The organism is Spiribacter halobius (genome assembly GCF_020883455.1).
Taxonomy (GTDB): domain Bacteria; phylum Pseudomonadota; class Gammaproteobacteria; order Nitrococcales; family Nitrococcaceae; genus Sediminicurvatus; species Sediminicurvatus halobius.
Genome location: NZ_CP086615.1, coordinates 2,674,587 through 2,700,843 on the forward strand (window position 1 = coordinate 2,674,587; position 26,257 = coordinate 2,700,843).

30 protein-coding genes are annotated in these 26,257 nt (G+C 70.6%); 11 read left to right on the forward strand and 19 right to left on the reverse strand.

Annotated elements, in window-relative coordinates:
- Positions 1 to 5: 5 nt before the first annotated feature.
- Genes LMH63_RS12180 through LMH63_RS12190 form a run of 3 tightly spaced genes read right to left on the reverse strand, consistent with a single transcriptional unit; the run spans position 6 to position 2,400 of the window.
- Positions 6 to 926, reverse strand: coding sequence for an arginase family protein (locus LMH63_RS12180; protein ID WP_109678447.1), 921 nt, complete (start codon positions 924 to 926; stop codon positions 6 to 8).
- The gene (locus LMH63_RS12185; protein WP_109678445.1) at positions 923 to 1,801 is read right to left on the reverse strand and encodes a spermine/spermidine synthase domain-containing protein; all 879 of its coding nucleotides are present in this window, start codon (positions 1,799 to 1,801) and stop codon (positions 923 to 925) included. The genes LMH63_RS12180 and LMH63_RS12185 overlap by 4 nt, the downstream gene beginning before the upstream one ends.
- Entirely contained in the window at positions 1,795 to 2,400 is a 606-nt protein-coding gene (locus LMH63_RS12190) for a GNAT family N-acetyltransferase (RefSeq protein WP_109678443.1), read from the reverse strand. The genes LMH63_RS12185 and LMH63_RS12190 overlap by 7 nt, the downstream gene beginning before the upstream one ends.
- A gap of 163 nt (positions 2,401 to 2,563) precedes the next feature.
- On the opposite strand from LMH63_RS12190, the gene mfd reads away from it, so the two are divergent.
- Both mfd and LMH63_RS12200 read left to right on the forward strand, forming a co-directional pair.
- The gene (gene mfd, locus LMH63_RS12195; RefSeq protein WP_109678441.1) at positions 2,564 to 6,040 is read left to right on the forward strand and encodes a transcription-repair coupling factor; all 3,477 of its coding nucleotides are present in this window, start codon (positions 2,564 to 2,566) and stop codon (positions 6,038 to 6,040) included.
- A complete protein-coding gene (locus LMH63_RS12200) occupies positions 6,037 to 6,879 on the forward strand; it encodes a CsiV family protein (protein WP_109678439.1) in 843 nt (280 codons plus the stop codon). Before mfd ends, LMH63_RS12200 begins: the two co-directional genes overlap by 4 nt.
- Positions 6,880 to 7,044: 165 nt before the next feature.
- Here LMH63_RS12200 and LMH63_RS12205 read toward each other — a convergent pair whose 3' ends face one another.
- From LMH63_RS12205 to LMH63_RS12230, 6 genes are all read right to left on the reverse strand, one after another.
- On the reverse strand, positions 7,045 to 7,785 hold the full coding sequence (locus LMH63_RS12205) for an S-methyl-5'-thioinosine phosphorylase (protein ID WP_109678437.1): 741 nt from the start codon (positions 7,783 to 7,785) through the stop codon (positions 7,045 to 7,047).
- A 2-nt stretch (positions 7,786 to 7,787) separates the two neighbouring features.
- A complete protein-coding gene (locus LMH63_RS12210) occupies positions 7,788 to 8,360 on the reverse strand; it encodes a hypoxanthine-guanine phosphoribosyltransferase (protein ID WP_109678435.1) in 573 nt (190 codons plus the stop codon).
- Between the two features lie 35 nt (positions 8,361 to 8,395).
- A complete protein-coding gene (locus LMH63_RS12215) occupies positions 8,396 to 8,764 on the reverse strand; it encodes a DsrE family protein (protein WP_109678433.1) in 369 nt (122 codons plus the stop codon).
- Between the two features lie 156 nt (positions 8,765 to 8,920).
- Entirely contained in the window at positions 8,921 to 9,967 is a 1,047-nt protein-coding gene (nagZ, locus tag LMH63_RS12220; RefSeq protein WP_109678431.1) for a beta-N-acetylhexosaminidase, read from the reverse strand.
- Positions 9,964 to 10,467, reverse strand: coding sequence for a L,D-transpeptidase (locus LMH63_RS12225; protein WP_109678429.1), 504 nt, complete (start codon positions 10,465 to 10,467; stop codon positions 9,964 to 9,966). Before LMH63_RS12225 ends, nagZ begins: the two co-directional genes overlap by 4 nt.
- Positions 10,457 to 10,954, reverse strand: coding sequence for a CYTH domain-containing protein (locus tag LMH63_RS12230; protein WP_109678427.1), 498 nt, complete (start codon positions 10,952 to 10,954; stop codon positions 10,457 to 10,459). The genes LMH63_RS12225 and LMH63_RS12230 overlap by 11 nt, the downstream gene beginning before the upstream one ends.
- A gap of 211 nt (positions 10,955 to 11,165) precedes the next feature.
- Between LMH63_RS12230 and gpmA the strand changes: the two genes are divergently transcribed.
- Genes gpmA through moaC form a run of 4 tightly spaced genes read left to right on the forward strand, consistent with a single transcriptional unit; the run spans position 11,166 to position 13,560 of the window.
- Positions 11,166 to 11,864 (forward strand): 2,3-diphosphoglycerate-dependent phosphoglycerate mutase, encoded by a 699-nt coding sequence (gpmA, locus tag LMH63_RS12235; protein WP_109678425.1) that lies wholly within the window; start codon positions 11,166 to 11,168, stop codon positions 11,862 to 11,864.
- Positions 11,865 to 11,873: 9 nt separating this feature from the next.
- On the forward strand, positions 11,874 to 12,596 hold the full coding sequence (locus LMH63_RS12240; RefSeq protein WP_109678423.1) for an SDR family NAD(P)-dependent oxidoreductase: 723 nt from the start codon (positions 11,874 to 11,876) through the stop codon (positions 12,594 to 12,596).
- A 4-nt stretch (positions 12,597 to 12,600) separates the two neighbouring features.
- Positions 12,601 to 13,065, forward strand: a complete 465-nt coding sequence (locus LMH63_RS12245; RefSeq protein ID WP_109678421.1) for a DUF1499 domain-containing protein — start codon at positions 12,601 to 12,603, stop codon at positions 13,063 to 13,065.
- Between the two features lie 12 nt (positions 13,066 to 13,077).
- Positions 13,078 to 13,560: a cyclic pyranopterin monophosphate synthase MoaC gene (gene moaC, locus LMH63_RS12250; RefSeq protein WP_109678419.1), complete on the forward strand. Its 483-nt coding sequence runs from the start codon at positions 13,078 to 13,080 to the stop codon at positions 13,558 to 13,560.
- 188 nt (positions 13,561 to 13,748) lie between these two features.
- Here moaC and LMH63_RS12255 read toward each other — a convergent pair whose 3' ends face one another.
- The 4 genes from LMH63_RS12255 to LMH63_RS12270 all read right to left on the reverse strand — a co-directional run bounded on the left by LMH63_RS12255 (position 13,749) and on the right by LMH63_RS12270 (position 16,719).
- The gene (locus LMH63_RS12255; protein WP_109678417.1) at positions 13,749 to 14,075 is read right to left on the reverse strand and encodes a 4a-hydroxytetrahydrobiopterin dehydratase; all 327 of its coding nucleotides are present in this window, start codon (positions 14,073 to 14,075) and stop codon (positions 13,749 to 13,751) included.
- A 283-nt stretch (positions 14,076 to 14,358) separates the two neighbouring features.
- Positions 14,359 to 15,138, reverse strand: coding sequence for an IclR family transcriptional regulator (locus LMH63_RS12260; protein ID WP_109678415.1), 780 nt, complete (start codon positions 15,136 to 15,138; stop codon positions 14,359 to 14,361).
- Between the two features lie 88 nt (positions 15,139 to 15,226).
- Complete coding sequence (gene mazG / locus LMH63_RS12265; protein WP_109678414.1) at positions 15,227 to 16,033, reverse strand: nucleoside triphosphate pyrophosphohydrolase; 807 nt, start codon at positions 16,031 to 16,033, stop codon at positions 15,227 to 15,229.
- 206 nt (positions 16,034 to 16,239) lie between these two features.
- A complete protein-coding gene (locus LMH63_RS12270) occupies positions 16,240 to 16,719 on the reverse strand; it encodes a tetratricopeptide repeat protein (protein WP_158280356.1) in 480 nt (159 codons plus the stop codon).
- A gap of 46 nt (positions 16,720 to 16,765) precedes the next feature.
- Between LMH63_RS12270 and ispG the strand changes: the two genes are divergently transcribed.
- Positions 16,766 to 18,001: a flavodoxin-dependent (E)-4-hydroxy-3-methylbut-2-enyl-diphosphate synthase gene (ispG, locus tag LMH63_RS12275; protein ID WP_109678409.1), complete on the forward strand. Its 1,236-nt coding sequence runs from the start codon at positions 16,766 to 16,768 to the stop codon at positions 17,999 to 18,001.
- 112 nt (positions 18,002 to 18,113) lie between these two features.
- Here the strand turns inward: ispG and fdxA are convergent, their stop codons facing one another.
- The 4 genes from fdxA to LMH63_RS12295 form a co-directional block, all read right to left on the reverse strand.
- Complete coding sequence (gene fdxA, locus LMH63_RS12280; RefSeq protein WP_109680018.1) at positions 18,114 to 18,443, reverse strand: ferredoxin FdxA; 330 nt, start codon at positions 18,441 to 18,443, stop codon at positions 18,114 to 18,116.
- Positions 18,440 to 18,922, reverse strand: a complete 483-nt coding sequence (locus tag LMH63_RS12285) for an Rrf2 family transcriptional regulator (protein ID WP_109680017.1) — start codon at positions 18,920 to 18,922, stop codon at positions 18,440 to 18,442. Before LMH63_RS12285 ends, fdxA begins: the two co-directional genes overlap by 4 nt.
- Positions 18,923 to 18,999: 77 nt before the next feature.
- Entirely contained in the window at positions 19,000 to 19,806 is an 807-nt protein-coding gene (gene thiD / locus LMH63_RS12290) for a bifunctional hydroxymethylpyrimidine kinase/phosphomethylpyrimidine kinase (protein WP_109680016.1), read from the reverse strand.
- Positions 19,803 to 21,383: a class I adenylate-forming enzyme family protein gene (locus LMH63_RS12295; RefSeq protein WP_109680015.1), complete on the reverse strand. Its 1,581-nt coding sequence runs from the start codon at positions 21,381 to 21,383 to the stop codon at positions 19,803 to 19,805. Before LMH63_RS12295 ends, thiD begins: the two co-directional genes overlap by 4 nt.
- 112 nt (positions 21,384 to 21,495) lie before the next feature.
- Between LMH63_RS12295 and LMH63_RS12300 the strand changes: the two genes are divergently transcribed.
- On the forward strand, positions 21,496 to 22,296 hold the full coding sequence (locus LMH63_RS12300) for a TatD family hydrolase (RefSeq protein WP_229332582.1): 801 nt from the start codon (positions 21,496 to 21,498) through the stop codon (positions 22,294 to 22,296).
- A 67-nt stretch (positions 22,297 to 22,363) separates the two neighbouring features.
- Here LMH63_RS12300 and dusA read toward each other — a convergent pair whose 3' ends face one another.
- Positions 22,364 to 23,371, reverse strand: coding sequence for a tRNA dihydrouridine(20/20a) synthase DusA (dusA, locus tag LMH63_RS12305; protein WP_109680013.1), 1,008 nt, complete (start codon positions 23,369 to 23,371; stop codon positions 22,364 to 22,366).
- Positions 23,372 to 23,437: 66 nt separating this feature from the next.
- Between dusA and LMH63_RS12310 the strand changes: the two genes are divergently transcribed.
- The 3 genes from LMH63_RS12310 (at position 23,438) to LMH63_RS12320 (ending at position 24,763) form a co-directional block, all read left to right on the forward strand.
- On the forward strand, positions 23,438 to 23,698 hold the full coding sequence (locus LMH63_RS12310; protein WP_109680023.1) for a glutaredoxin family protein: 261 nt from the start codon (positions 23,438 to 23,440) through the stop codon (positions 23,696 to 23,698).
- Positions 23,698 to 24,252: a L,D-transpeptidase family protein gene (locus LMH63_RS12315; protein WP_109680012.1), complete on the forward strand. Its 555-nt coding sequence runs from the start codon at positions 23,698 to 23,700 to the stop codon at positions 24,250 to 24,252. The genes LMH63_RS12310 and LMH63_RS12315 overlap by 1 nt, the downstream gene beginning before the upstream one ends.
- Positions 24,253 to 24,454: 202 nt before the next feature.
- The gene (locus tag LMH63_RS12320) at positions 24,455 to 24,763 is read left to right on the forward strand and encodes an Lpp/OprI family alanine-zipper lipoprotein (RefSeq protein WP_109680011.1); all 309 of its coding nucleotides are present in this window, start codon (positions 24,455 to 24,457) and stop codon (positions 24,761 to 24,763) included.
- 89 nt (positions 24,764 to 24,852) lie between these two features.
- Here LMH63_RS12320 and LMH63_RS12325 read toward each other — a convergent pair whose 3' ends face one another.
- On the reverse strand, positions 24,853 to 26,250 hold the full coding sequence (locus tag LMH63_RS12325; RefSeq protein WP_109680010.1) for an NCS2 family permease: 1,398 nt from the start codon (positions 26,248 to 26,250) through the stop codon (positions 24,853 to 24,855).
- Between the last annotated feature and the right edge of the window lie 7 nt (positions 26,251 to 26,257).

The following is a 26,257-nucleotide window of genomic DNA, read 5'->3' on the forward strand; positions in this document are numbered from 1 at the left end:
AGTGCTCAGTGATAGTCCACCTCCGTCTGGCTGCCGTTGCGCGGCCCGTTCTCATATCCCTGCGCCCGCCCCCAGCAGGCGATGATGCGCTGGCTGAGCTTGGCCGCCACCATGTCGGTGACCTGGGCGGGATCGGGAATGAGCTCGACGATGTCGGCACCGCGCAGATCCACGGCCGGGTTGGCGAGGCAGGCCTCGACCAGCTCGCAGACGTCGTACCAGCCGAGCCCGCCGGGCTGCGGCGTGCCCACGCTGCCGGCCTGCCCCGGGTCGAAGACATCCATGTCGATGCTGAGCCAGACCGGACCGCTCAATGCCGCGAGCTGCGCCAGCAGCGCGTCCCACGCCGCGCTCTGGCGCAGGCGGCGCGCCATGTAGCAGTCGATCCCCGCATCCGCCTCGATGCGCTCAGCTTCCGCATCCATCAGCGAGCGTACCCCGACCAGCAGCAGGCGGTGGCCGGCGGCGCGCAGCCGGTGACCGGGGCAGGCGTGGCTGTACGCGCTGCCTTCGTAGCTCGGCCGCAAGTCGGCGTGGGCGTCCAGCATCACCACCGTGCCGGGCCCGGGCATGCGCCCGGCGACCAGCGACGGCGTAATCGAGTGCTCGCCACCGAGGCAGAGCAGGAGCGAGTCCCGCCGCAGCGCCGCGGTGGCCTCGCCGAGGCGCCGGTGGAAGTCCTCCGGCCGCTCCCAGAGGGTCTTCTCCAGGGTCGGCAGCACGCTGACACCGAGATGCTGGAACGGTGACCAGGCCAGATCCTCGTCGTAATACTCGAGCTGCGCGGTGGCGGCGAGCAGGGCATCGGGCCCGTTGTGGGTGCCGGCGCGGTAGGACACCGTAAGCTCGTGGGGCACGGGCAGCACGAGCACGTCCGCCGCCTCCGGGTCCCGATTCGGCAGCAGCTGATAGCGCAGCTCCGTCATGCCGGCCGCCCTGTGCCCGAAACGCCCCCGGCGATGGCCGCCGGCAGGGTGAACGCGCCGGCCAGGGCCGCCGGCCCGGTGGCCGGTAGCTCGAGCCCGCGCTCCGCCACGCGCTGGCGGAAGGTCTCCAGGGGCGGCGTGTCCCCATCCGGCAGGGCGCCATCCGAGGCCAGCACGAAGCTCCAGAGGTGGTAGAAGCTCGGCACCGTCAGCGCATAGCTCGCCAGCGCCCCGAACGCGCCGCCCAGGCTGCGCCGCACCCGGCGGTGCCCGATCTGGCGGTGTGCGGTGAGTCCGCCCGCCTGGGTCGCCAGCACCGCCCCGGGGTTCAGGCGGCGGCGCAGCCGGGCGTAGAGGTCACGGCTGTAGAGGGCCGCTGCCGGCGCGTCCTCGTCGCTGAAGTCCACCAGATCGCCGATGACGACATCGAAGCCCGGTCCCGCCTCCTCCAGATAGGCGTTGATGTCACGGCACTGCAGCTCGAGCCGCGGGTCGGCGAAGGCGGTGCGGTTCCAGTCCGCCAGGTGCTCCCGGCAGAGGGCAACGAACGTCTCGTCGATATCCACCATGACCGCCCGCTCCACACCGGGATGCCGCAGCACCTCACGGGCCGTCGCACCCTCGCCGCCGCCCATGATCAGCACCCGGCGCGGGTCGGGATGCAGCAGCATCGCCGGGTGCACCAGCGCCTCGTGGTAGAGGGCCTCGTCCGCCTCGCAGGACTGCAGATCGCCGTCCAGGGCCACACAGACGCCGTGCACCGGCGAGCGGAAGAAAAGATATTCCTGATAGGGGCTGCGCCCGCTCGCCAGCACTTCCGCCACCGGGTGCTCGAGGCGCTCGCCGTCCTCGCTTGTCTGCAGCAGTCTCAACATGGGCTCAGCTCCACCGTGGCCCCGATGCCCGCCAGCTGTCGCGCGAGCCGCGCATCTCCGGCGGCCACCCCGTATCCATCGATGAACATGTCTTCCACCACCGCCCGCAGCCAGGGGCCGTCGACGATATCGCCGGCCTGCAGGATCATCAGCGTATGCGCCTGCGCCCCCTCGCCGCCGAACACCGGTACGCGGTAGTCGAGGGCCAGCGACCGGAACCCGGCCGCGGCATAGAGCCCTTCGGCGCCCGGGGCCGCCTCCACCAGCAGTGGCGTCTCCCGGATGCCGGCCGCCGCCCTCTGCACCAGGCGCGCGCCGAGCCCTCGACCCCGCCGGCCTTCCCGCACGCCGACGAAGGTCAGCACCGCATAGGCGGGGCTCGGCACCCGGTCGACGATGGCGAAACCCGCAACGACCGAGGGCTCCGCCATGGCGACGGTCACCCGGTAGCGGCCGGCGGCGGCACGCTCGCGGACCCGCGCCAGCGGCTCCTGCGCCGCCGGTGCGAAGACCTCCCGATAGGCGTGCTCGAAGGCCGACCAGCCAACGCCGTCCGGGGTACAGCCGGCGAGCACCGCCGGCATGGCAGGACCGCTCATCCCGCACTGGCCTCCACCGCCTTGCAGGCGCGTCAGTCTACCGGGCACGGCCGCCGGGTTCACGCGGTTTCACGCCGCACGCGCATTGGGTAGACTCCGCGGGCGCGGCCGGACCGGCCGCGTACCTGCCCCGGCATCACCCCGAGCGCTGACAGCACCCAGCATGGCCGATCAATCCGCGAGCCCTCTTCGTCCCCCGATCCCCCGCAGTCCCGGCGAGCGGCGGGACTGGTACGGCCTGCCGGAGCCGGCACAGGCCCTCGCGCTGGCGAGTGCCGCCGAGGCGCATACCGGACTGGTGCTCGCGGTGGCGGCGAGCAGTCAGCAGGCGCTGCACCTGGAGGCCGAGCTCGGCTTCTTTCTGGACGGTCGCCTGCCGGTGGAGGTGATGCCGGACTGGGAGACGCTGCCCTACGATGTCTTCTCGCCGCACCAGGACATCATCTCCCAGCGCCTGCGCACCCTGCATGACCTGCCGGGCCTGACCCGCGGCGTGCTGATCGTGCCGGCGGGCACGCTGATGCAGCGCATCGCGCCGCGCAGCTTCCTGGAAGGCACCGTGCTGCGCGTCGCCGTGGGTGACCACCTCGCCCTCGAGCCCATGCGCGAGCGCCTGGAGCGGGCAGGCTACCGCTGCGTCTCCGAGGTCATGGAGCATGGCGAATTCGCGGTGCGCGGCTCGCTGCTGGACCTCTACCCGATGGGTAGCGAGACGCCCTACCGCATCGATCTGTTCGACGACGAAGTGGACAGCATCCGGCTGTTCGACCCGGAGACCCAGCGCAGCGCGCAGAAGGTGGACCGCATCGAGCTGCTGCCGGCGCGGGAGTTCCCCACCGGCGAGGAGGGCATTACCCGCTTCCGGCGCCAGTACCGGGCCGCCTTCGAGGGCGACCCCACCGCCAGCACGGTCTATCGCGACGTCAGCGACGGCCGCATGCCCAACGGCATCGAGTACTACCTGCCGCTGTTCTTCGAGCAGACCGGCACGCTGTTCGATTACCTGCCCGAGGGCGCGCTGGCGGTGCGCACCGGACCGGTGGACGAGCAGCTCGGTGCCGACTGGGAGCAGATCGCCGAGCGCTACGAACAGCGCCGGCACGACCGCGAGCGCCCCCTGCTCCCGCCGGAACGTCTCTACCTGTCGCCGGACGAGGTGCGCAGCGCCCTCAACCGCCTGCCCCAGGTGCGCATCCCGGCGGAGGACGCCGAGCCCACGGGGCAGGCCCGGGAGGTGACCTTCACCACCTCGACGCTGCCCGACCTGCGCAGCGAACCTGGCGCCGCCCGCCCGCTCGGGCGGCTGGAGGCCTTCGCTGCCGAGGCTCCGGAGCGGCTGCTGTTCCTCGCCGAGACCGCGGGGCGGCGCGAGACCCTGCGCGAGCGTCTGCAACAGGCGGGGCTGCGCCCCGAGGACGTCAGCGGCTGGGCGGCCTTCGCCGCGGGCGATCCCGCCCTCGGGCTCACGGTGGGGCCGCTGGAGGCGGGCTTCCGCCTGCCCGACGACGGCATCGCCGTGGTTCCGGATACCGCGCTCTTCGCCGAGCGTGCCAAGCAGCGGCGGCGCCGGCAGAGCACCGCGGAGCGCGACCCTGACGCCATCATCCGCGATCTCACCGACCTGCACCCGGGCGCCCCCGTGGTGCACGAGAACCATGGCGTGGGCCGCTACCGCGGGCTGCAGACGCTGGACGTCGGCAACGTCCGCACGGAGTTCCTGACCCTGGAGTACGCCGGCGGCGACAAGCTCTACGTGCCGGTCGCCTCGCTGCACCTCATCACCCGCTACACCGGCACCGATTCCGACGCCGCCCCGCTGCATCGACTGGGTGGCGAGCAGTGGGAAAAGGCCAGGCGCAAGGCGGCGGAGCGCGCCCGGGATGTCGCCGCGGAGCTGCTGGATATCTACGCCCGGCGCGAGGCGCAGTCGGGCCATGCGCACCGGTTTCCGCGGGAGGAGTACGAGCGCTTCGCGGCCCAGTTCCCGTTCGAGGAAACGCCGGACCAGGAGACCGCCATCCACGCCGTGATCCGCGATCTCGAGCAGGAACGGCCCATGGACCGGGTGGTCTGCGGCGACGTCGGCTTCGGCAAGACCGAGGTGGCCATGCGCGCCGCCTTCGTCGGTGTGCAGGCCGGCGGTCAGGTGGCGGTGCTCGTGCCCACCACCCTGCTCGCCCAGCAGCACTATCAGAACTTCAGCGACCGTTTCGCCGACTGGCCGGTGCGCATCGAGCTGCTCTCGCGCTTCCGCTCGCAGAAGGAGCAGAACGCCGTGCTGCGCGACCTCGCCGCCGGCAAGGTGGACATCGTCATCGGCACCCACAAGCTGCTCCAGGGCAGCGTCAAGTTCGACAACCTGGGGCTGCTCATCATCGACGAGGAGCATCGCTTCGGCGTGCGCCAGAAGGAGGCGCTGAAGCGCCTGCGCGCCAACGTGGACGTGCTTACCCTCACCGCCACGCCGATTCCGCGCACCCTGAACATGTCGCTGGCGGGCATGCGCGATCTGTCCATCATCGCCACGCCGCCGGCACGGCGGCTGGCGGTGAAGACCTTCGTCAACCAGTGGAACGACGCCCTCATCCGGGAGGCCTGCCTGCGCGAGCTCCATCGGGGCGGCCAGGTGTACTTTCTGCACAACGATGTCGAGACCATCGAGCGCGTCGCCCGGGAGCTGGAGGCGCTGGTGCCGGAGGCGCGGGTGCGCATCGCCCACGGGCAGATGCGCGAGCGCGAGCTCGAGCGGGTGATGCTCGACTTCTACCACCAGCGCTTCAACGTGCTGGTCTGCACCACCATCGTCGAGAGCGGCATCGACGTCCCGAGCGCCAATACCATCGTCATCAATCGGGCGGACCGCCTCGGCCTCGCCCAGCTGCATCAGCTGCGCGGGCGTGTCGGCCGCTCGCACCACCGCGCCTACGCCTATCTGGTGGCGCCACCGAAACGCCAGCTGACGCCCGACGCCGCCAAGCGGCTGGAGGCCATCGCCTCGCTCGAGGACCTCGGCATCGGCTTCGCCCTGGCGAGTCACGACCTGGAGATCCGCGGTGCCGGCGAGCTGCTCGGCGAGGGTCAGAGCGGCCAGATCCAGGAGGTGGGCTTCTCCATGTACTCGGAGCTGCTGGAGCGCGCCGTGCGCGACCTGCGTGCCGGCCGCGAGCCTGCCCTCGATCGCCCGCTGCACCATGGCACCGAGGTGGACCTGCGCATTCCCGCGCTGCTGCCGGAGGAATACCTGCCGGACGTGCACACGCGCCTCGTCCTCTACAAGCGCATCGCCAGCGCGCCGGACGAGAACGCCCTGCGGGAGCTGCAGGTGGAGATGATCGACCGCTTCGGGCTGCTGCCGGAGCCGGCGCGCAACCTGTTCCGCCTTGCCGAGCTGCGCCTGCGTGCCGAGCGCCTCGGCCTCGAGCGTATCGAGGCCGGCCCCGGCGGCGGTGTGCTCACCTTCTCCGACACGCCCCGGGTGGATCCGGCGGCACTGGTGCAGCTGGTTCAGGAAAAGCCCGCCGTGTATCGTCTCGAGGGTCAGGAGCGGCTGCGCTTCCGGCTCGAGACCGAGGCGGCGGACGAGCGCATCGGGGTCGTCAGCCAGCTCATGGACGCCCTGGAGCAGAAGGAGGCCGCATGAACGCGACCCGGCCGGCCGACCGTCGAGCACCCGGGCCGAGCGCAACGCCGGCCTGCCCGCCAGATCCGCGCCCGCAGCCGCAAATCGGTGGGCTATCCGGGCTAGCCCTGGCGGCTCTCCTGCTCGCGGCCATGCCGTCACTGGCGTTCGCCCAGGACGCGGCCGCGGATCCCGAGGCCACGGCGGAAGCGGGCGCCGAAGGCGAGGAGGCGCTCGACTGGTACCGCGTCGAGGTGATCGTGTTCCGCCAGCCGCCACTGCCGGAGCAGGCACTGGAGGCGCCGCCGCTGGTCACGTCGCCGCCGGACGGCCGCCCGCTGCAGAGCCTGCGCAGCGGCGCCGATGGCGAGACCCCCTTTGCGCGGCTGGCGCCCGGCGCCCTCCAGCTCGGCGATGTCGCCCGGCGCCTGGAGCGCCAGCCCGGCTTCCAGGTGCTGGTCCACGCCGGCTGGGAACAACCCGGCCTCGGCCAGGCCGAGGCGCCCTACGTCCCCCTGCCCTTCCAGCTCCGCATCCCTTCGCCAACCGAAGGGAGCGCGGGAAGCGGGGAGGACGCCCCAGGACCGTTCGCCCTGCTCCCGCAGGACACGCCCCTCTACGGCACCCTGCGCCTGTACCGCGAGCGCTACCTGCACTTCGAGACGGACCTGCGCTATCGCCTCCCCGGCGAGCCCCCCGCAAGCGTCCGCCTGGACGAGGCGCTGGCCCCGGATCCCGACTACGATCCGGCGCTCCAGGTCATGACCGTCAGCCGCCGCATGCGCAGCGAGGAGCTGCACTACCTCGACCACCCCGTGCTAGGGGTCATCGTCCGCGCCATTCCCCTCGAGGACGAGTAGACCGCCCCCGTCGCGGGCGGACGCCGGCATACCGCCATCAGGCGGTCGATTCGGGAGAGGATCCAGCGCCGTGCCCGGGCCGGGGATGGGCCGCCTCCACCCGCCGAGGCTGATTCCAGTCCTGTGCGAGCGGCGCCCCCGCCGCGAATCGGTGAGCAATGCGGGCTAGAGCGCAGGAATAAGGCTCCCGAGCAGGGCGCGAACCCGGTCGATCCCCGTGCGCAGGTTCTCCTCGATGTCCGCCATCGAGACCTCCGCCTGGCCGTGCAGGCCGGCGGCCCAGTTGGCGGTGACGGCGCAGGTCGCGTAGGGGAGCTCCAGCTCCCGGGCGAGGCCCGCCTCCGGCATGCCGGTCATGCCGACCATGTCGCAGCCATCGCGTGCCATGCGGCGGATCTCCGCCGCGGTCTCCAGGCGGGGGCCCTGGGTGGCGCCGTAGCAGCCGTTCGGCCGGGCGTCGATGCCTGCAGCGTCGGCTGCGGCCTGCAGACGCGCCCGCAGATCCGCGTCATAGGGGTGCGTGAAGTCGACGTGCACCACCTCGGCCAGATCCCTGTCGAAGAAGGTGTGGTCGCGGCCGTGGGTGTAGTCGATGATCTGGTCCGGGAAGGCAAGCCGGCCCGGATGCAGATCCTCCGCAATGCCGCCGACGGCGGCCACCGCCAGCACCCGCTCGGCGCCGGCCTGCTGCAGCGCCCAGAGGTTGGCGCGGAAGTTCACCTGATGCGGCGGGATGGTGTGCCCGTAGCCGTGGCGGGCGAGGAACATCACCGGCCGGCCGTAGAGCTGGCCATGGGTGATCGGCCCCGAGGCCTCGCCGTAGGGGGTATGCACCATCTCCCGGCGGGCGATCTCCAGCCCGCGCAGGCGCGTCAGCCCGGTGCCGCCGATGATCGCGAGCGTCATTCTCAGCCCTCGTCGTCCCGATGGGCGGCATAAATGCCGTCCACGTTGCGCAGGTAGCCACGGTAGTCCATGCCGGCTCCGAAGACGTAGCGGTCCGGCACCTCGAGGCCGCTGAAATCCGCCGCAAGGCCGGGCACGCGCCGGACATTGGGCTTGTCCACCAGCACCGCCGTAAACACCGCCTCGGCGCCCTCGTCCCGGCACTCCTGCACGATGCCGGCGAGGGTGTGGCCCTCGTCGAGGATGTCATCCACCACCAGCACGGTGCGGCCGCGCAGCGGCGTCTGCGGGCGCGCGAGCCAGACCAGATCGCGGCCCACCGTGGAGCCGTGGTAGCGGGTGGCGTGGATGTAGTCCACCTCCAGGGCAAAGCCGAGCTGCGGCAGCAGGCGGCCCAGCGGCACGATGGCGCCGGTCATCACCCCGAGCACCACCGGATTGCTGCCGGCGAGCCGCTCCTCGATGGCGGCGGCCATGCGCTCCAGGGCGTGCTCGATGGCGCTGGCATCGTGCAGCGGTTCGGCACGGGCGAGCACGGCATCGAGCTGCTCCGCGGTAAGTACTGGCGTCTGCATGATCGCGTCGTCCGCTGTTCGGCGCTGCGCGCGGTTCAGTAGGTAAAGGTGACGGTGTCGTCGTCCATCGCCTCGCTGACGATGTAGGCGCTGCCAACGCGCTCGTTGATCTCGGCGATGAGGTCGTCGCCGAGGCGCTCGGTCACCTCGGCGGCCACCTTGAACACCACGCCGGCGGCGTGGGCCTCGCGCAGGAGATCGAGCACGCTGCGCCCCGTCGCCCCCCGCAGCGGCACCTGCTCGGCCACCCCGCGCAGGGCCAGGCGCCCGGCCCGCCCGCCGAGGATCACCTCCGCGTCATACTCCATGGATGCGGCGGCATGCGCCTGCGTGAGCGGCTCCATCAAGTCCGGGCCGCTCTCGGGATCGGTGTTGACCACTACCACCATCAGCTTGTTCGCCATGGCTGTCACTGCCCCTCTCGCCGGCTGTCTCGGGGCGCCGGATTATACAGAGCCGAGCGCCTCGGGGGCGCCGGGCTTGCCCGCAGCCGTGAATCGGTGAGATATGCGGGCCAGGAGTCTGCGCCGCAGCCGGGAGACGTTCTGCGGCGCAGACTCCTAGACTTCCAGCTCGCCGGAGCGGCCGCGCTCCAGCTCGGCCAGCAGATGGGCGGCGGCCTGCCAGGCGGGCTGCGCCCGTAGCGCCTCGAGGCTCTCGCGCCCGCCGCGGCCGCGCAACCGCGCGAGCCGCAGCGCCGAGGCCGGGCGCGGCCCCTCCACCGCCGCCAGCACGGCATCAGCCGCCCGTCCCTCATTGCAGACCAGCACCATGTCGCAGCCGGCAGCCAGCGCAGCAAGGGCACGCGCGCCGAGGTCGCCCGCGCCGGCAGCGGCGGCCATGCCGAGGTCGTCACTGAAGACCGCCCCCTGGAAGCCGAGCTCGCCGCGGAGCTCGCCGCTCACCCAGCGTCGGGAGAACCCGGCGGGTGTTCCGTCCACTGCCGAATAGACCACGTGCGCCATCATCACGCCGGCCAGGTCGTTGTCGATCAGCCGCCGGAACGGCACCTCGTCCTCGGCGCGGAGGTCGGCGAGGCCACGGCCGTCCACCGGGAGCTCGACATGCGAGTCCGGGGCCACGCCGCCGTGGCCGGGGTAGTGCTTGCCGACGGCCGCCATGCCTGCCCGTCGAACGCCCCGCTGCCAGGCCAGGCCCAGGCGGGTCACTACCTCCGGGTCGGCATGCAGAGCCCGGTCACCGATGACGCCGCTGATGCCGCGGTCGAGATCCAGCAGCGGCGCGAAGGTGAGGTCCACCCCCAGCGCCCGCAGCTCGGCAGCGAGCAGCCAGGCGCCCTGCTCCGTCGCCGCGACCCCTGCCGCTGCACAGTGGTCATACTCCTCGCCGTAGCGCCGCGGCGGTGGCAGCTCCGTGAGGCCCTGCCGGAACCGCTGCACGCGCCCGCCCTCCTGATCCACCGCCACGAGCAGCGGCGGGTCGCGCAGGTCATGAATATCCTCAATCAACGCAGTGACCTGCGCTGGATCTCTGAAGTTGCGCGTGAACAGAATGACCCCGCCCACGGCGGGATGGCGCAGGCGCTGCCGCTCCTCGCCGGTAAGCGTGGTGCCGTCGATGCCGAGCATCACCGGCCCGAGGGTCACGGCCGCTCCTCGATCAGCACCGGGGTGCCCACCGGGGTGCGCTCGAACAGCGCGATGACGTCGACGTTGCGCATGCGCACGCAGCCGTGGGAGTCCGGCACGCCGAAGGGCAGCTCGTCCGGCGCGCCGTGGATGTAGATGTAGCGACGCATGGTGTCACGGTCGCCGAGCCGGTTCCGGCCGGGTTCAGCGCCGCTCAGCCAGAGGATCCGCGAGAGGATCCAGTCCCGGCCGGGATGGGCGGCGGCCAGGGCCGGGCTGTAGATCTCCCCGGTCGGCCGGCGGCCGACGAACACGGTTCCGGCGGGGGCCGCGTCGCCGATGCGGGCGCGCACCACATGCCAGCCTCGGGGCGTGCCGCCGCTGCCGCTGCGTTCGTCCGCCCCCCGCGCGCCAGTGGACACGGGCCACACGGCCTCGACCGCCTCGCCCCGTCGCAGCTCGAGCCGTTGCGAGGGCAGCGAGACGCGCAGCCAGAGGCCGGCGGGCTCAGTCGGCATCGCCCCTGCGCTCCGACTCGCTCCAGTCGCGGTAAGGGTGGCTCACCAGACGCGCGTTGTAGTAACGCCACTGGTCGGTGACCTCCCGGCCGGCCCAGGGCGGGCGCTGGAACGGCTCATCCACCGCGGCGAGCTCGAGCTCCGCCACCACCAGCCCAGCGTTGGCGCCCTCGAAGCAGTCCACTTCCCACACATGGCCGGCGTACGGAACGTGGTAGCGCACCTTCTCCAGCACCCGCTCGCCGCAGAGGCCCTGCAGCATCGCCGCCGCGTCCGCCAGTGGCACCGGGTACTCGAATTCCTGCCGGCTCGCCCCGAGCGTGGCCCCTTTGATGTTGAGCCACGCGCCCTCCGCCGCCGCGCGCACCCGCACGCTGCACTCGGCACTGCCGGCGAGATAGCCCTGGCGGTAGCGCACACCACCATCCGCGTCCGCCCGCCAGGAATCATCCACCACCAGGAACTTGCGCTCGATCTCGGTTGCCAACGATGCCCCTCGCCTGCGTCTGCGGACGGCCCGTTCGGGCCAAAGCAGGAGAAACCGTAACCCACGCGCCGGCACCCGCATAGCGCTTCCGCCAGGCATGGCATTCGCGAGCAAACCCCGCCGCTCACCGATTCATGGCTGCGGACGCCAAGCCGGCGGCCGGCCTGCTAGAGTATCGGGCCGAACCATCGAGCGGAGGCCCCTGAGGAAGATGAAGCGACTCGTGCTGCTGCGCCACGGCCAGAGCGTCTGGAACCTGGAGAACCGTTTCACCGGCTGGCATGACGTCGACCTGAGCGAGCGCGGCCGTGAGGAGGCCACCGAAGCCGGCCGCCTCATGGCCCGCCACGGCCTTGCGCCGGACATCGCCTTCACCTCCGTGCTCACACGGGCGATCCGCACCTGCTGGATGGCCCTGGACGAGCTGCAGCGGCTGTGGATCCCGATGATCAAGGACTGGCGGCTGAACGAGCGGCACTACGGGGCCCTCACCGGCCTCAACAAGGCCGAGACCGCCGCGGAGTACGGTGAGCGCCAGGTCCACGTCTGGCGCCGCAGCTACGACACCCCGCCGCCGCCTCTCGGCGACGAGGATCCGCGCCACCCACGGTTCGACCCGCGCTACGCCGGCCTCGACCCTGCCGTGCTCCCGGCCACGGAGTCCCTGGAGAGCACACTGGAACGGGTGCTGCCCTACTGGGAGAGCGTGATCCAGCCGGCGGTGGGCGAGCATGACAGCGTGCTCGTCGCCGCGCACGGCAACAGTCTGCGGGCCCTGGTCAAACACCTGGATGGCCTCTCCGACGAAGCCATCACCGGTGTCGAGATCGCCACCGGTGATCCGCTCGTCTACGAGTTCGACGACGAGCTTGGCGTGCGCGACCGCTACTCCCTTCGCGACGGAGGCTGATTACCGCCTATGAACGAGGCGCAACGCGTTGCCATCGTCACCGGGGCGAACCGCGGCCTCGGTTTTGCCGTCAGCCGCCGGCTGGCGGGCAACGGCCTGCACGTGGTCCTCACCAGCCGCGACGGCCTGCAGGGCAAGGCAGCGGTAGACAAGCTCCAGGCCGAGGGTCTGGACGTCTCGCTGCAGCCCCTGGACCTGGATCGCGAGGACAGCCTGCTGCGCCTGCGGGACAGCGTCGCCGAGGCGCGGGGCCGCGTGGACGTGCTCGTGAACAACGCCGGCATCTTCCCCGAGCGCGAGTCCCGCAACGGTGATCCGGGCCTGCTGGAAGTGCCGCGGGAGATGCTGGAGCGTGCCCTCGCCACCAACGCCCTTGGGCCCCTGCGGCTGACGCAGCTGCTGCTGCCGCTGATGCGGCGCAACGACTACGGCCGCATCGTCAACATCTCATCCGGCTACGGCCAGCTGGCGCGCATGGGGCGCGGCTACCCGGCCTATCGCCTGTCCAAGGCGACGCTGAACGCCATTACCTGCCAGTTCGCCGCCGAGACACGGGACGAGAACATCCTCGTCAACGCCGTGGACCCGGGCTGGGTGCAGACCCGGATGGGCGGCAGCCAGGCACCTACCCCGGTGGACGAGGCCGCCGGCTGGGTGGTGGAGGCGGCGCTGCTCCCGGACGACGGCCCGAGCGGGCGTTTCCTGCGTCGCGGCGAACCGGTGGACTGGTAGCCCCATGCGCAGGCTGCTTCTCGTCCTCCTCATCATCGCGCTGGTGGCCCCGTTCGCCACCATCGCCTGGAACCAGCCGCCGCTCATGAGCAGCCCTGGCCTGCCCCAGCGGCTGGTGACCTATCTCACCAGCAACGAGGTCCGCAGCGACCCCTACTCCGCCTATCCGGAGCGCCGCGTGCCCGAGTTCCGGCGCCCGCCGGAGGCGGTATTCGAGGCCGCCGTTGCGGCAGCGGAGAGTCTGGGCTGGCGGATCGTGGCCCAGAATCCCGAGCGGCGGCGCCTGCAGGCGGTGGCGAGCACCCCCCTGCTCGGTTTCAAGGATGACGTCACCGTCTCCGTACGGTCCGGGGAGGACGGCGCCGCCGAGCTCTGGGTGGACTCGGTCTCGCGCCTCGGCACGGCGGATCTCGGGGCCAACACGGCCCGGGTGGTGGCCTACAAGGCGGCGGTACGGGAACGTCTCTGAGGGAGGCCAGGCATGAGCGAGCTCACGCATATCAATGAGCGCGGCGAGGCCCACGTGGTGGACGTGGGCGACAAGGCCCGCACCCATCGCGTGGCCATCGCCAGTGGGCGCATCACCATGGCGCCGGAGACGCTGGCCGCGCTGCGCGCCGGCGACCTGAAAAAGGGGGATGCCCTCGCCGTCGCCCGCATCGCGGGGCTGATGGCCGCCAAGCGCACCAGCGAGCTGGTCCCGCTGTGCCATCCGCTGGCCCTGACCCATATCGAGGTCGCGCTGACCCCGGACGAGGCCGCCGGCGGGGTCCGCTGCGAGGCCCGCGCCGAGACCCGCGAGCGCACCGGCGTCGAGATGGAGGCCCTGACCGCGGTGCAGGTGGCCCTGCTCACGGTCTACGACATGTGCAAGGCCCTGGACCGCGGCATGACCATCGAGGCGGTCCGCCTGGACCACAAAGCCGGCGGCCGCTCGGGCACCTGGACCCGTGAGGCGACCTGACGACCGGGACAGGAGACAACCGCAAAGACGCCAAGGACGCGGAGATAAACCGGTGGAAGGCGAGCACTTACAAAGCGCTATGCCGCTTTCCTACTGCATGCCACTATCTTCGACCAACCCGCCAAACATAAACCTTTCCGCTCTCCTCTTGGCGCTCTTCGCGTCTTCGCGGTTATCCCCTTTCAGATTTACGTAGCCTCGTTGATCTTCGCCGCGAGGATGAAGTCGTTTTCGTGCAGGCCGCCGATGGCGTGGGTCCAGATCTCGACCTCGGCGTGGCCCCAGCCGAAGCTGATCTCGGGGTGGTGCTGTTCCTGCTCGGCCAGCTCGCCCACCTGGTTCACGAACGCCTGGGCAGCGGCGAAGTTCTTGAACTTGAAAGACCGGCGGATGCGCGTGGCGTCGTCGCTCAGCTCCCAGCCGGGCACGTCGCGCAGGTAGCGTTCGGCCTCCTGCCGGGTCATCGGGTCGATGCCGCCGCGGCAGGGGGTGCAGCTCTTCTCGCTCAGGCTCATAAGGCCTCCGTGTTTACACGATCAAATCAGCCCACAGACTACGGACTGGCGACTGCGACCGGAAAGTTCAACCAGGCGGCCGCGCTCTGCAGCGTGCCCCGGGAAGCAGCCCTCGCCTGCCTCGCTGGGCGCTCCAACCGCCGCGGACTCGACGAATGCTTGAGATTGAACACAACGACACAACGAGCACAACGTTACACAACGAAAGCATTGTTTCTTCTGACGTTGTGCCTCGTTGTGTCCGTCGTGTCGTTGTGTTGGGTGCAGAGTTCCGAAAAGTCGGCTACCCGTCGGCAGCCTCGCGGGCGTAATAGCCGAGGCGCTCGGACAGGCGCAGGCCGGCGGCCTGGAGGGCGCCGACCCAGTCGGTGCGCAGGCGGTCGGCGGGGGCCGAGATGGAGAGCCCGGCGACCACGCGACCGGTGCCATCGCGCACCGCCACACCCAGGCAGGCGACACCGTCTTCGGTCTCCTCCTCGTCGCGGGCGTAGCCCTCCCGCGCCGCGGCCTGGACCTGGGCCATGAGTGTGTCGGGGGAGGTCACCGAGTTGGCGGTGAATGGCTCGAGCCCGGTCCTGGCGATGTATTCGCGCACGCCGGCGGCGCCCTCTTCGGCCAGGAACATCTTGCCGACGGCGGTGACGTGCAGCGGCGCCCGACCACCGATGACCAGCTCCACGCGCATGTTGCGGGTACCGGATACCCGCTCGATGTAGACGACCTCGTCCCCCTCGCGCACGGTGAGGTTCACCGTCTCGCCAACGAGATCACGCAGGGACTCCATCACCGGCAGCGCCTCCCGACGCAGGTCCACGTGCATCTGCACGCGGTTGCCGAGCTGCAGCAGCCGCACGCCGAGCTGGTAATGGCCGGCCCGGGTCCGCTCGACGTAGCCGATGTCGAGCAGCGTATTGAGGATACGGTGCGCCGTGGAGGCGTGCAGCCCGGTCTCCGCGGAGAGCAGTTTCAGGCTGACCGGGCCGTCCGCCGCCGCCAGGCGGTCGAGCAGCGACGCCATCCGCTGGATCACCTGAATGGAGCTGCCTTCGGTCTCGCGTGCCATTGACGCTGTGTACTCTCTGGCGGATTCGGCCGGCATGTTACTTCGGCCTTACGCATCAGGGAAACCGTGCCGCGATACGAAATGCAGGCTACTCGCCGTCCTTGTCCGCCGCCTTGGCCACCTGATAGGCCGACTCCAGCCGCTCGAAATCCACCGCCTCGGCACTCGCCCCCTGGCGGGCGAGCTCCGCCTCCAGGCCGCGGAAGCGCCGCTCGAATTTGCCGTTGGCGTCGCGCAGGGCCTGCTCGGCGTCCACGCCGAGATGGCGGGCGAGATTGGCGCAGGCGAACAGCAGGTCGCCCATTTCCTCGTGCACATCGGCGCGGGATCCCGTGGCAGCCGCCGCCTCGAGCTCGGCCAGCTCCTCATGCACCTTGCCCATAACCGGCTCGCGCGACGTCCAGTCGAACCCGACCCGGGCCGCCCGGCGCTGCAGCTTCTCCGCGCGGCTCAGAGCCGGCAGCGCAACCGGCACGTCGTCCATCTGGCTGGTGGCCCGGCCGGCCCGCTCGGCCCGCTCGGTGGCCTTGATGGCCTCCCAGGTGCGGCGCTGCCCGGCGCTGTCGGTCCGTCCGCCGTCGCCGAAGACATGCGGGTGGCGGCGTACGATCTTGTCGGCGATCGCCTCGGTGATGCCGGCGAAGTCGAACAGGCCCTGCTCGCGGCCGAGCTGGGCATAGAACACCACCTGGAAGAGGAGATCCCCGAGCTCGCCGGGGAGCTCGTCCAGGGCGTCCCGCTCGATGGCGTCGGCCACCTCGTAGGCCTCCTCCAGCGTGTGCGGCACGATGGTGCGAAAACTCTGCTGCAGATCCCACGGGCAGCCATGCTCGGGGTCGCGCAGGTGCGCCATGATCCCGAGCAGCCGCTCCAGGGCCGGACCGGCGTCGCTCATTGCACGTCCTCCATGGCGGATGGCAGTTAGCCCGGATAGCTCACCGATTCGCGGCTGCGGCCGCGGATCTGGCGGGCAGGCCGGCGTTGCGCTCGGCCCGGGTGCTCGACGTACTGTCGAGTACGCCTGCGCGCCCGGACTCTCCCGCGCCTTGTCCTGCCCGCCATCTCCACGCCCTCGCTTCGCAAATCGGTGAGCTATCCGGGCTAGCAGTCCGGTCGGCCACGAAACAGCGCCATCAGGCAGGCGAGATAGCGCACGGTCTGCGTGGCCGTGGCGTCTGCCGCCGGCAGCTCGCGGCGGGCGGCGAGCAGATTGCGCCGTCCCAGCTGCAACTGGACCAGGCCGAGATTATGCCGCGCCTCGGCGCGCTCGGGGGCGAGCTCGAGGCTGCGCCGCAAGGCGGCCTCGGCCTCTTCCAGCTCGCCCCGCCGCGCCTCGGCATTGCCGAGCCGGTACCACGCCTCGGCGTCCGTGCCCTCCAGGGCGAGATAGCCGCGGTAACGCGCGGCCGCGCGCTCCCAGTCCTCCGCCGCGTAGGCGGCGTCGGCCTCTGCACGGACCTCCCCTGCCGTCGCCGCATCTTCCGGCGGCGGGGTCTTCAGGGCGGCACAGCCGGCGAGCAGCAGTGTCAGCCCGATTACGGCGAGTCCACGGCTGAAGCCGCCGGGTGGATGCTTTATCATCGAGCGTGCACAGGCGAACCGCCTCGGCAGCAGCCCCGCAGGAGCCATGACAGATATTCCCGGTTACCAGCGTCGGCACAGTGTGCCGGTCCCGGTGGGCGACGTCACGGTGGGCGGCGATGCCCCCATCGTCGTCCAGTCCATGACCAACACCGACACGGCCGACGAGGTGCGCACCGCCATCCAGGTGGCCGATCTCGCCCGGGCGGGCTCCGAGATCGTGCGCATCACGGTCAACAGCGAGGAGGCGGCAGCGGCCGTACCCGCCATCCGCCAGCGCCTGGACGACATGGGCGTCAGCGTGCCGCTGGTGGGGGATTTCCACTTCAACGGCCACAAGCTGCTGCGCGCCCACCCCCGGTGTGCCGAGGCGCTGGCAAAGCTGCGCATCAACCCGGGCAACGTCGGCAAGGGCAAGCGGCGCGACCCACAATTTGCCGAGCTGATCGAGATCGCCCGCGATCTCGACCGCCCGGTGCGCATCGGCGTCAACTGGGGCAGTCTCGACCAGGAGCTGCTGGCGCGCATGATGGACGACAATGCCCGCCTGGCCACGCCGCAGCCGCCGGAGGCGGTGATGAAGGCAGCGGTGGTGCGCTCGGCGCTGGAGAGCGCGGAAAAGGCCGAGGCGCTTGGCCTGCCGCGCGAGCGGATCATCCTCTCCTGCAAGATGAGCGGCGTGCAGGACCTGATCTCGGTATACCGGGATCTGGCCGGGCGCTGCGAGTACCCGCTGCACCTGGGCCTGACCGAGGCCGGCATGGGCTCGAAGGGCATCGTCGCCTCCACGGCGGCGCTGGCCGTGCTGCTGCAGGAGGGCATCGGCGACACCATCCGCATCTCGCTCACGCCGGAGCCCGGGGGCGCCCGCACCGAGGAGGTGGTGGTGGCGCAGGAGATCCTGCAGACCATGGGCCTGCGCGCCTTCACGCCGATGGTGGCCGCCTGCCCCGGTTGTGGCCGCACCACCAGCACCTTTTTCCAGAAACTCGCCGGCGACATCCAGGCCCACGTGCGCGAGCGCATGCCGCAATGGCGCGAGCATTACCCGGGCGTGGAGAACATGACCCTCGCCGTCATGGGCTGCGTGGTGAACGGCCCCGGCGAGAGCCGCCAGGCCAACATCGGCATCAGCCTCCCCGGCACCGGCGAGAAGCCGGTGGCCCCCGTCTACGTGGACGGCGAGAAGACCGTGACGCTCAAGGGGGAGAACATCGCGGACGAGTTCAAGGAGATCGTCGAAGCCTACGTGCGCCGCACCTACGGCGCCGAAGCGCCGTAGGTGCGGCGCACGTAGGCTTCGAGTTCAAAGCTGCAAGTTCAAAGTTCAAAGTACGGGGAGACCTGGTGCCCGATCCGGCGCTTCACTTTGACCTTGGACTTGAAACTTTGAACTAAAGCGCTTCTTTAAGAAGCGCTTTCTTCCCGTCCACCTCCGCCCACTCATCCGCATCCTCCGGCGGCGCCTCCCGGGCCTTGATGACCGGCCACTGGCGGGCCAGGCGGGCGTTGAGGGCGAGGAATTCCTCCTGGCCTTCGGGGATGCCGTCGTCGGGGACGATGGCGTCCACCGGGCACTCGGGGACGCAGACGGCGCAGTCGATGCACTCCTCGGGGTCGATGACGAGGAAGTTCGGGCCGCCGTGGAAGCAGTCCACCGGGCAGACCTCGACGCAGTCCGTGTAGCGGCAGCGGATGCAGGGTTCGGTGACGACGTAGGTCATCGCCCCTGGCTGGCCTGGACCGGTCCGCGGCTGGCCAGTGCGCCGCAGACGTCGCAGCGCCAGTGCTCGCCGGCGTACTGGCGCGCCAGGGCCTCACGGATCTGCGGCCGGTCGACGAAATCAGCCAGGGTGATGCCGCGCAGGAAGCGCTCGATCTCGGCGGTGAGGCCGCTCCAGAGCACCTCGTCCAGCGCCGAGCCCGGAGCGCGGCGGCGGCGATCGCTCTCCATCAGCTCGATCACCTCGCCCACTGAGATGGTCTCCGGCGGGCGCGCCAGACGATAGCCGCCGCCGGGGCCCGGCGTTCCCTGGACCAGGCGCGCGCGCCGCAGCCGGGTGAAGATCTGATCGATATAGGACATGGAGATGCCCTGGCAGACCGAGACCTCCGCCAGGGGCACCGCCCCCGCCTCGTTGTGGATCGCGAGGTGCAGCAGCGCACTGACGGCATAGCGGCTTTTGGCGGAGAGACGGATCATCGTCGGCAACGGCTCCGGCGTTGCTGAAAGCTGTTCCCATTATGCCAGCTTCAGGGCCCTCGGGCCTTGAGCGCCGTTCACACCTGGAACGGCTGCACGGTGTGGCCGTGGTTCACCGGCCCGTGCCCGCCGCCGAGCGGCGTGGCCGTCTCCAGCGCCCGCTGCAGATAGGCGCGTCCGCGCCGGACGGCGGCCTCCAGCGGCAGGCCACGGCCGATACCCTCGGCAATAGCCGAGGCCAGGGTACAGCCGGTGCCGTGGTCGCAGCGGGTGGCGATACGCGGATGCTCCAGGCGGATCGTGCCGGCAGCCGTGGCAAGCACGTCCACGACGGTCTCGCCGGCCAGATGGCCGCCCTTCACCAGCACCGCGTCGGCCCCCAGGCCACGCAGGGCCTCAGCCGCCTCGCACAATGCCGTGACATCCGGCAACCGCTCCCCGAGCAGCACCTCGGCCTCCGGCGCGTTCGGGGTAAGCAGCGTTGCCCTGGGCAGCAGCCGCTCTCGCAGCGTGGCGACCGCTTCCTCGCGGATCAGCCGGTCGCCGCTCTGGGCGACCATCACCGGGTCCAGCACCAGCGGCGTGCCCGGCGCCAGCCGCTCCAGCGCGCCGGCGACGGTCTCGATCACGTCCACGTCGTGCAGCATGCCGGTCTTGAGGCAGTCGGCGCCGATGTCCTCCAGCACCGCCGCCATCTGGCGCTCGATGAAGGCGGTGGGCACCCCCATGACGTCCTGCACGCCACGGGTATTCTGCGCCGTGAGCGCGGTGATCGCGGCCATGGCGAAGCCGCCGAGGGCGGTCACCGCCTTGATGTCGGCCTGGATGCCGGCACCGCCGCCGGAATCCGAGCCCGCCATGATCAGGATGCGTGCCGGTGTCATGCGTCGTTCCCCTGCATTGCCTGGTAACTGGCGCGGGCGGCGTTGCGGTCGGGCTTGCCGGCACCGGTGAGCGGCACCTCAGCCACGGCGCGGATCTCCCGCGGCTGCTTGAAGCCGGCGAGGCGCTCCCGCAGCCAGCCCCGGAGGGCCTCCGGATCGCCGCCCTCGCCCTCCGCCACCACGAGTACCACCGGCGCCTCGCCCCAGCGTTCGTCCGACACCCCAAAGGCCACCGCCGCGGACACCGCCGGATGCCCCAGCAGTACGGATTCGATCTCCTCCGGGGAGACATTCTCGCCGCCGGAGAGGATGAGATTGTCCTCGCGACCGACGATGGTCACGTAGCCTTCGGCATCCTCTCGGGCCAGGTCACCGGTGCGGATCCAGCCACCGGACCGGAACACCTCGTCGGTGCGCTCGGGCTGCCGAAGGTAGCCATCGAAGCCGTGGGGGCTCCGCAGCAGGAGGACACCGGTCTCGCCGGTGGGCACGGGGGTCTCCTGCGCGGGGTCGACGATGCGGTAGTCGCAGTGGAAGAAACTGGTGCCGATGCTGTCATGGTGCGCGCGCAGGGTGTCCAGGTCGGCGTCCAGGCGGCCGTTGATGAAGTTCGAGGGCCCGGCCTCGGTCTGCCCGTAGGACTGGCTGACGGCGATGCCGCGGTCCCAGAACGGCGCCATGGCCGCGGCGCTGCAGGGGGCGCCGGCAGTGGTGATGGCCTCGAGACTCGAGAGATCGGCCTCGGCGAAGGCCGGCGAACCCGCCATCATCTTCAGCATCGCCTCGACGCCGCCGAAGTGGTTGATGCCTTCGCGCCCGATCACCGCCAGGGCCTCGGCGGGGTCGAACTCGCGTATCAGGACCACCCGCCCGCCGGCGTGAAGAATCGGCGTGAGCGTGTTCCAGCCGCCGATGTGGAACAGGGGGAAGAACAGCAGCTCGCGCCGTTGGGCGAGCCCCTCCGGCGCGGCCAGCACCAGCTCCACGGAGTTCCACACCATCTGCCGGTGCGGCACGATGCAGACCTTCGGCGTGGCGGTGCTGCCGCCGGTATGGATATAGAGATAGGGCGCCGCCATCGGCAGGGCGACGTTCACCGGCGCCGCCGGCGTCGCCAGGACCTCCTCCTCCCAGGCGCTCGCCGTGGGGCCGAAGGCCACGCTGCGCATCACGCTCGGCGGCAGCACCAGGTCCGCCACCAGCTCGCTGAAGGCATCCTCGTAGCAAAGTACCCGCGGCTGGATGCGACGGAGCAGCTCGTTCAGCTCCCGCGGCCGCAGGCGGTGGCTGAGCGGCGCCAGCACGACACCGGTCTTGCCGCAGGCGAGGTACAGGTCCACGGGCTCGACGCGGTTGCGGCTGATGACGCAGACCGGATCCCCCGGCTCGAGGCCGAGGCCCTCCGTGAGCCAGCGGCCGACCCGCTCGGCGCGGTCGTCCAGCTCCGCGTAGGTCCAGCGGCCGCCGTCGGTGGCGTCCACCAGCGCCTCGCGGTGGGGGGACAGGCGTCGCCGGCGGCCGGCCCAGTCCCCGACCCAGTCCATGGGCAGGCGGTCGTAATCCTCCGGCGGCTGCATGGCGCCCTCCTCGGCTAGCGATAGCCCGATTGCAGCAGAATACCGCAGGCCAACCAAGCCGCCGGCAGCGCCTGCTACCCTCACCGCCGTCACCACTTATGGAGGAGACAGCGTGCCAGCCAGTGAGCTCATCGACATCGGCGTCAATCTCACGCACAAGCGCTTCCATCGCGACCGCGACGCCGTGATCCAACGCGCCGCCGATGCCGGCGTGACGCGCATGGTGCTAACGGGTGTGGACGCCCCCGGCAGCCAGGCTGCCCTGGAGCTGGCGCAGTTGCATCCCGGGCGGATGACAGCAACCGCCGGCGTGCATCCGCATCACGCCGCGGACTGGGATGGCGATACCGAAGCCGCACTGCGACGGCTGCTGGCCGCGCCGCAGGCGGTGGCGGTGGGCGAGACGGGGCTCGACTTCTTCCGCGACTTCTCGCCACGGCCTGCCCAGGAGGCGGCGTTCGAGGCGCAGCTGGATCTGGCGGCGGAGACCGGGCGCCCGGTGTTCCTCCATCAGCGCGATGCGGCCGAGCGCTTTCTCGCCATCCTCCGCGCCCATCGCCAGCGCCTGTGCGGCGCAGTGCTGCACTGCTTTACCGGCGATCAGACGCTGCTACACGCCTGCCTCGATCTCGACCTGCATATCGGGGTGACGGGCTGGGTCTGCGACGAGCGCCGGGGCGGGGCGCTGCGCGAGTGCGTTGCCGATATTCCCGCCGACCGCCTCATGATCGAGACCGACGCTCCCTTCCTGCTGCCCCGCGACCTCGAGCCGCGCCCCCGGGACGGGCGCAACGAGCCGGCATTCCTGCCGCACATCCTGCGCGCGGTGGCGGCACTGCGCGACGAGACGCCGGCCGCCCTGGCCGAGACCACCCGGACGACCGCAGAGCGCTTTTTCGGGCTCGCTGGATGACAGACTGACCGGCTGAGGCGCCACCCATAGGCGGAGGGCGCCTCCCGCAACCACGGGAACGAGCCAATCAGGCGCTCGCGCGCATCCCCGCCGCCTCCGGAGCCGCGCGGTCGGTGACCTCCGCCAGCGCCCGGTCGATGACTTCGGTACCCGCGTCCGCACGGGCCGCGCCCTCGCTCAGGGTCCGGCGCCAGGCGCGGGCGCCGGGGAGGCCCTGGAACAGGCCTACCAGGTGACGGCTCATGCGGGAGAGGCGAGCGCCGCGGGCGAGCTCCCCGGCAACGTACTCCCGGTAGCCGGCCACCACGGCCTCGCGGCTTGGCGGCCGGGCATCGCTGTCCCCGAAGAGGCGGCGATCGGCTTCGGCGAGCAGATAGGGGTTGTGGTAGGCCTCGCGCCCGATCATGACGCCGTCGACATGCTCGAGCCAGGCCTCGGCCTCGGCGAGCGTGGTGATGCCGCCGTTGATGATCACCTCGAGCCCCGGCCGGTCGCGCTTCAGGGCCTCGACGAACTCGTAGCGCAACGGCGGGATCTCGCGGTTCTGCCTGGGGCTCAGCCCCTTCAGCCAGGCCTTGCGCGCATGGATGATGAACGTGCCGCAACCGGCCTCCGCCACGGTATCCACGAAGCGCAGGAAGCTCGCATAGTCGTCCTGGTGGTCGATGCCGATGCGGGTCTTGACCGTCACCGGCAGCGTGGTCGCCTCCCGCATGGCTGCCACCAGCTCCGCGACGAGCCCGGGCTCGGCCATCAGGCAGGCGCCAAAGCGCCCGGACTGGACCCGGTCGCTCGGACAGCCGACATTGAGATTGACCTCATCGTAGCCCCAGGCCTCGGCCTCGCGCGCGCAGAACGCGAGCTGCTCGGCATCGGCACCGCCGAACTGCACGGCCAGCGGGTGCTCGCTCGCATGATGGGCGAGGAAGCGCTCCACCCTGCCGTGCCAGACGGCCTGGGCGGGGACCATCTCGGTGTAGAGCAGCGTGTGCCGGCTGATCAGGCGCAGCAGGTACCGACACGCAGGGTCGGTCCAGTCCATCATCGGGGCGACGCTGAGGCGGCGATCCAGCATGGTTTCTGAGGTTGTGCGTGCAACGGCTTGTTGGCAAACTCCAATCCTACCATGCGGCAGGGCACCATGACGGGCATCACCCACGGCGGGCGGCGCACGCTCGACTTCTACACCACCGATGGTTGTCACCTCTGTGACCAGGCCCTCGAGATGCTGTGGCCGGTGGCCGAGCGTCGCGGCTTCACGGTGGCACCGCGGGAGATCATCGGCGATGCCGCCGCCGAGTCGGCCTATGGCGAGCGCATTCCGGTGGTGCGCCGGGCCGACAGCGGCCGTGAGCTGTTCTGGCCCTTCTCCGAAACGGACCTCTACCGCTTCCTCCTCTGATGACAGGACTGCTCCGCTGTCTGCTGCCCCTGCTGCTGCTGGTCGCCGCTGCCGCGTCCGCGACTGAGCCATCCGGGCGCTGGGTGCTGGTGGATACCGAGCGCGAGGTGACCGAGGTACGCGAGGGCGGCGAGCGTCTGCTGGAGATTCGCGGCATCGCCTTCGGCCGCGGCGGTGTCGCCCCGCTGCACCTGAACGGCGACCAGACCACGCCCCTCGGCCGGTTTCGCATCACCCGCATCCATCGGGAAAGCCGCTTCCACATCTTCCTCGGGCTGAACTACCCCACCCTGGAGCATGTCGACCGGGCCCGCCGTGAGGGGCATATGGACCGGGCGGAATACCAGCGCACCCTGGACCACGCCCTGCGTTACGGCGGCATGCCGCAGGATGGCCCCCTGGGGGGACATATCGGGCTGCACGGCATCGGCGAGGGGGACCCGGAGATCCACCGCCGCTTCCACTGGACGCAGGGCTGCATCGCGATGACGAACAACGAGATCGAACGCCTCGCGGCCCTCGTGGACGTCGGCACGCCTGTCGTCGTCCGGTAACAGCGAACCGCTCGCGGACCGTAACGCCCTGCAAAACAGGCCTCTGGCAGGCGACACCAGGTATACTGGACCCAGCCTCTGCCGCGAAGGGCTTGAATCCGCAGGCCTGTATAGCAATGATGGCGACCAGCGGTCCGGCGCGGGCACCGCCCATCGGCACGGACCGTCGAGCGTGCCAGAGAATGAACAAGGAGCCATTCCAATGTCCCAGACCCTCAAGACTCTGCTTAAACTTTCCGCTGCGGCGGTTTCTCTCAGCTTCGTCGTCGGTTGCGCGACCCAGGCGTCCAGCGACATGCAGGCGCAGCTCGAGGAGACCACCCGTCTCGCCGAGCAGGCGAACAACCGGGCGCAGCAGGCCGATCAGAAGGCCGACACGGCCCTGAGCCGGTCCAGCAACGCGATGGACATGGCCGAGGAGGCCGAGGCCCTGGCCCGGTCCGCACAGCAGACCGCAGACCAGAACTCGGAGAAGATCGACCGCATGTTCGAGCGTTCCATGTACAAGTAACGCCCGATCGCCCGGCCCCGCGCCGGGGGTTGATCGAAAAAACCCCGCCAGCTGGCGGGGTTTTTTGTGGCCGCGCGAAATGACGGGCGTCAGTGCCCGCTGAACAGCATAAGCGCCGAGAGCGCGGCGACGATCCACATGGCGAGCCGCACCTCGCTGCCCCGCCCCGCCAGCACCTTGACCACCACGAAGGCGACGAAACCATAGGCGATGCCGTGGGTGATGGAGTAGGTCAGCGGCATGAGGATCATGGCGAGAAAGGCCGGGACGGCGATGGTGTAGTCCGCCCAGTCGATGCGCTGCACCGGCGCCATCATGAACAGCCCCACCAGCACCAGCACCGGCGCGGTGGCGATGGTGGGCACCAGCGAGAGCAGCGGCGAGAGGAACAGGAACGGAAGGAACAGCATCGCCGCCAGCACCGCCACCAGACCGGTGCGCCCGCCCTGGGCGATGCCGGCGCCGGACTCGATGTAGCTGTTCGTGGGGCTGGTGCCGAGCAGCGACGCGAGCATGGTGGTGCCTGCGTCCACCGTCATCGCCTGCCGGAGGTTGCGGGGATTCCCCTTCTCGTCCTTCAGCCCGGCGGCCTCGGAGAGACCGAGGAAGGTCGACAGGGCATCGAAGAAATTGGTGAACAGGAACACGAAGATGAACGGCCAGTAGGCCACGGACAGCGCGCCGAGGATGTCCACCTGGAGCACGGCGCTGAAGTCCGGCGCCGCGAACAGCCCCTGCCAGTTGACCAGCGTGGTGGCGTCCGAGCCGGGCGGGGCGAAGCGGCTGCCGTCTCCCCACAGGCGCCCGATGGGGATGGCGAGGATAGTGGTGGCAATGATGCCGAGGATCAGCGCTCCGGTAACCCGGCGCGCCACCAGCACGGCGGTGATGCCGAGGCCGGCGAGAAAGGTGAGCACCGCGGCGTCCACCGGCGCGGCGGTGACGAGCGTCGCCGGACTCTGCACGATGAACTGTGCGTTCTTGAACCCGATCAGCGTGATGAACAGCCCGATGCCGCAGGTGATGCCGTAGCGAAGCTGGGCCGGGATGGCGTCGACGATCCACTGGCGGACGTTGAACACCGCAAGCATCGAGAACAGCACGCCGGCCCAGAACACGCAGCCCAGCGCCGTCTGCCACTCGATTCCCGCCCCCTGGACCAGGGTGTAGCTGAACAGTGCGTTCATCCCCATACCTGGCGCCACCAGGATCGGGTTGCGCGCGTACAGCCCCATGCCGAGGCTCGCGATGAAGCTGATGATCACCGTGGCCGTGAGCGCCGCCGGAAACGGGATCCCGGCGTCGCTCAGGATCGCGGGATTGACCACGATGATGTACATCGCCGCCAGGAAGGTGGCGAGCCCCGCCAGCAGCTCGGTACGCAGCGTGCTGCCGTTGGCGGGAATGTCGAAGTAGCGCTCCAGGGCGGCGCCGACACCGCTGCGGGCCGACGCGGCCCCCGCCGCGTCGCTGACGGACCGTTGCATGGATGGT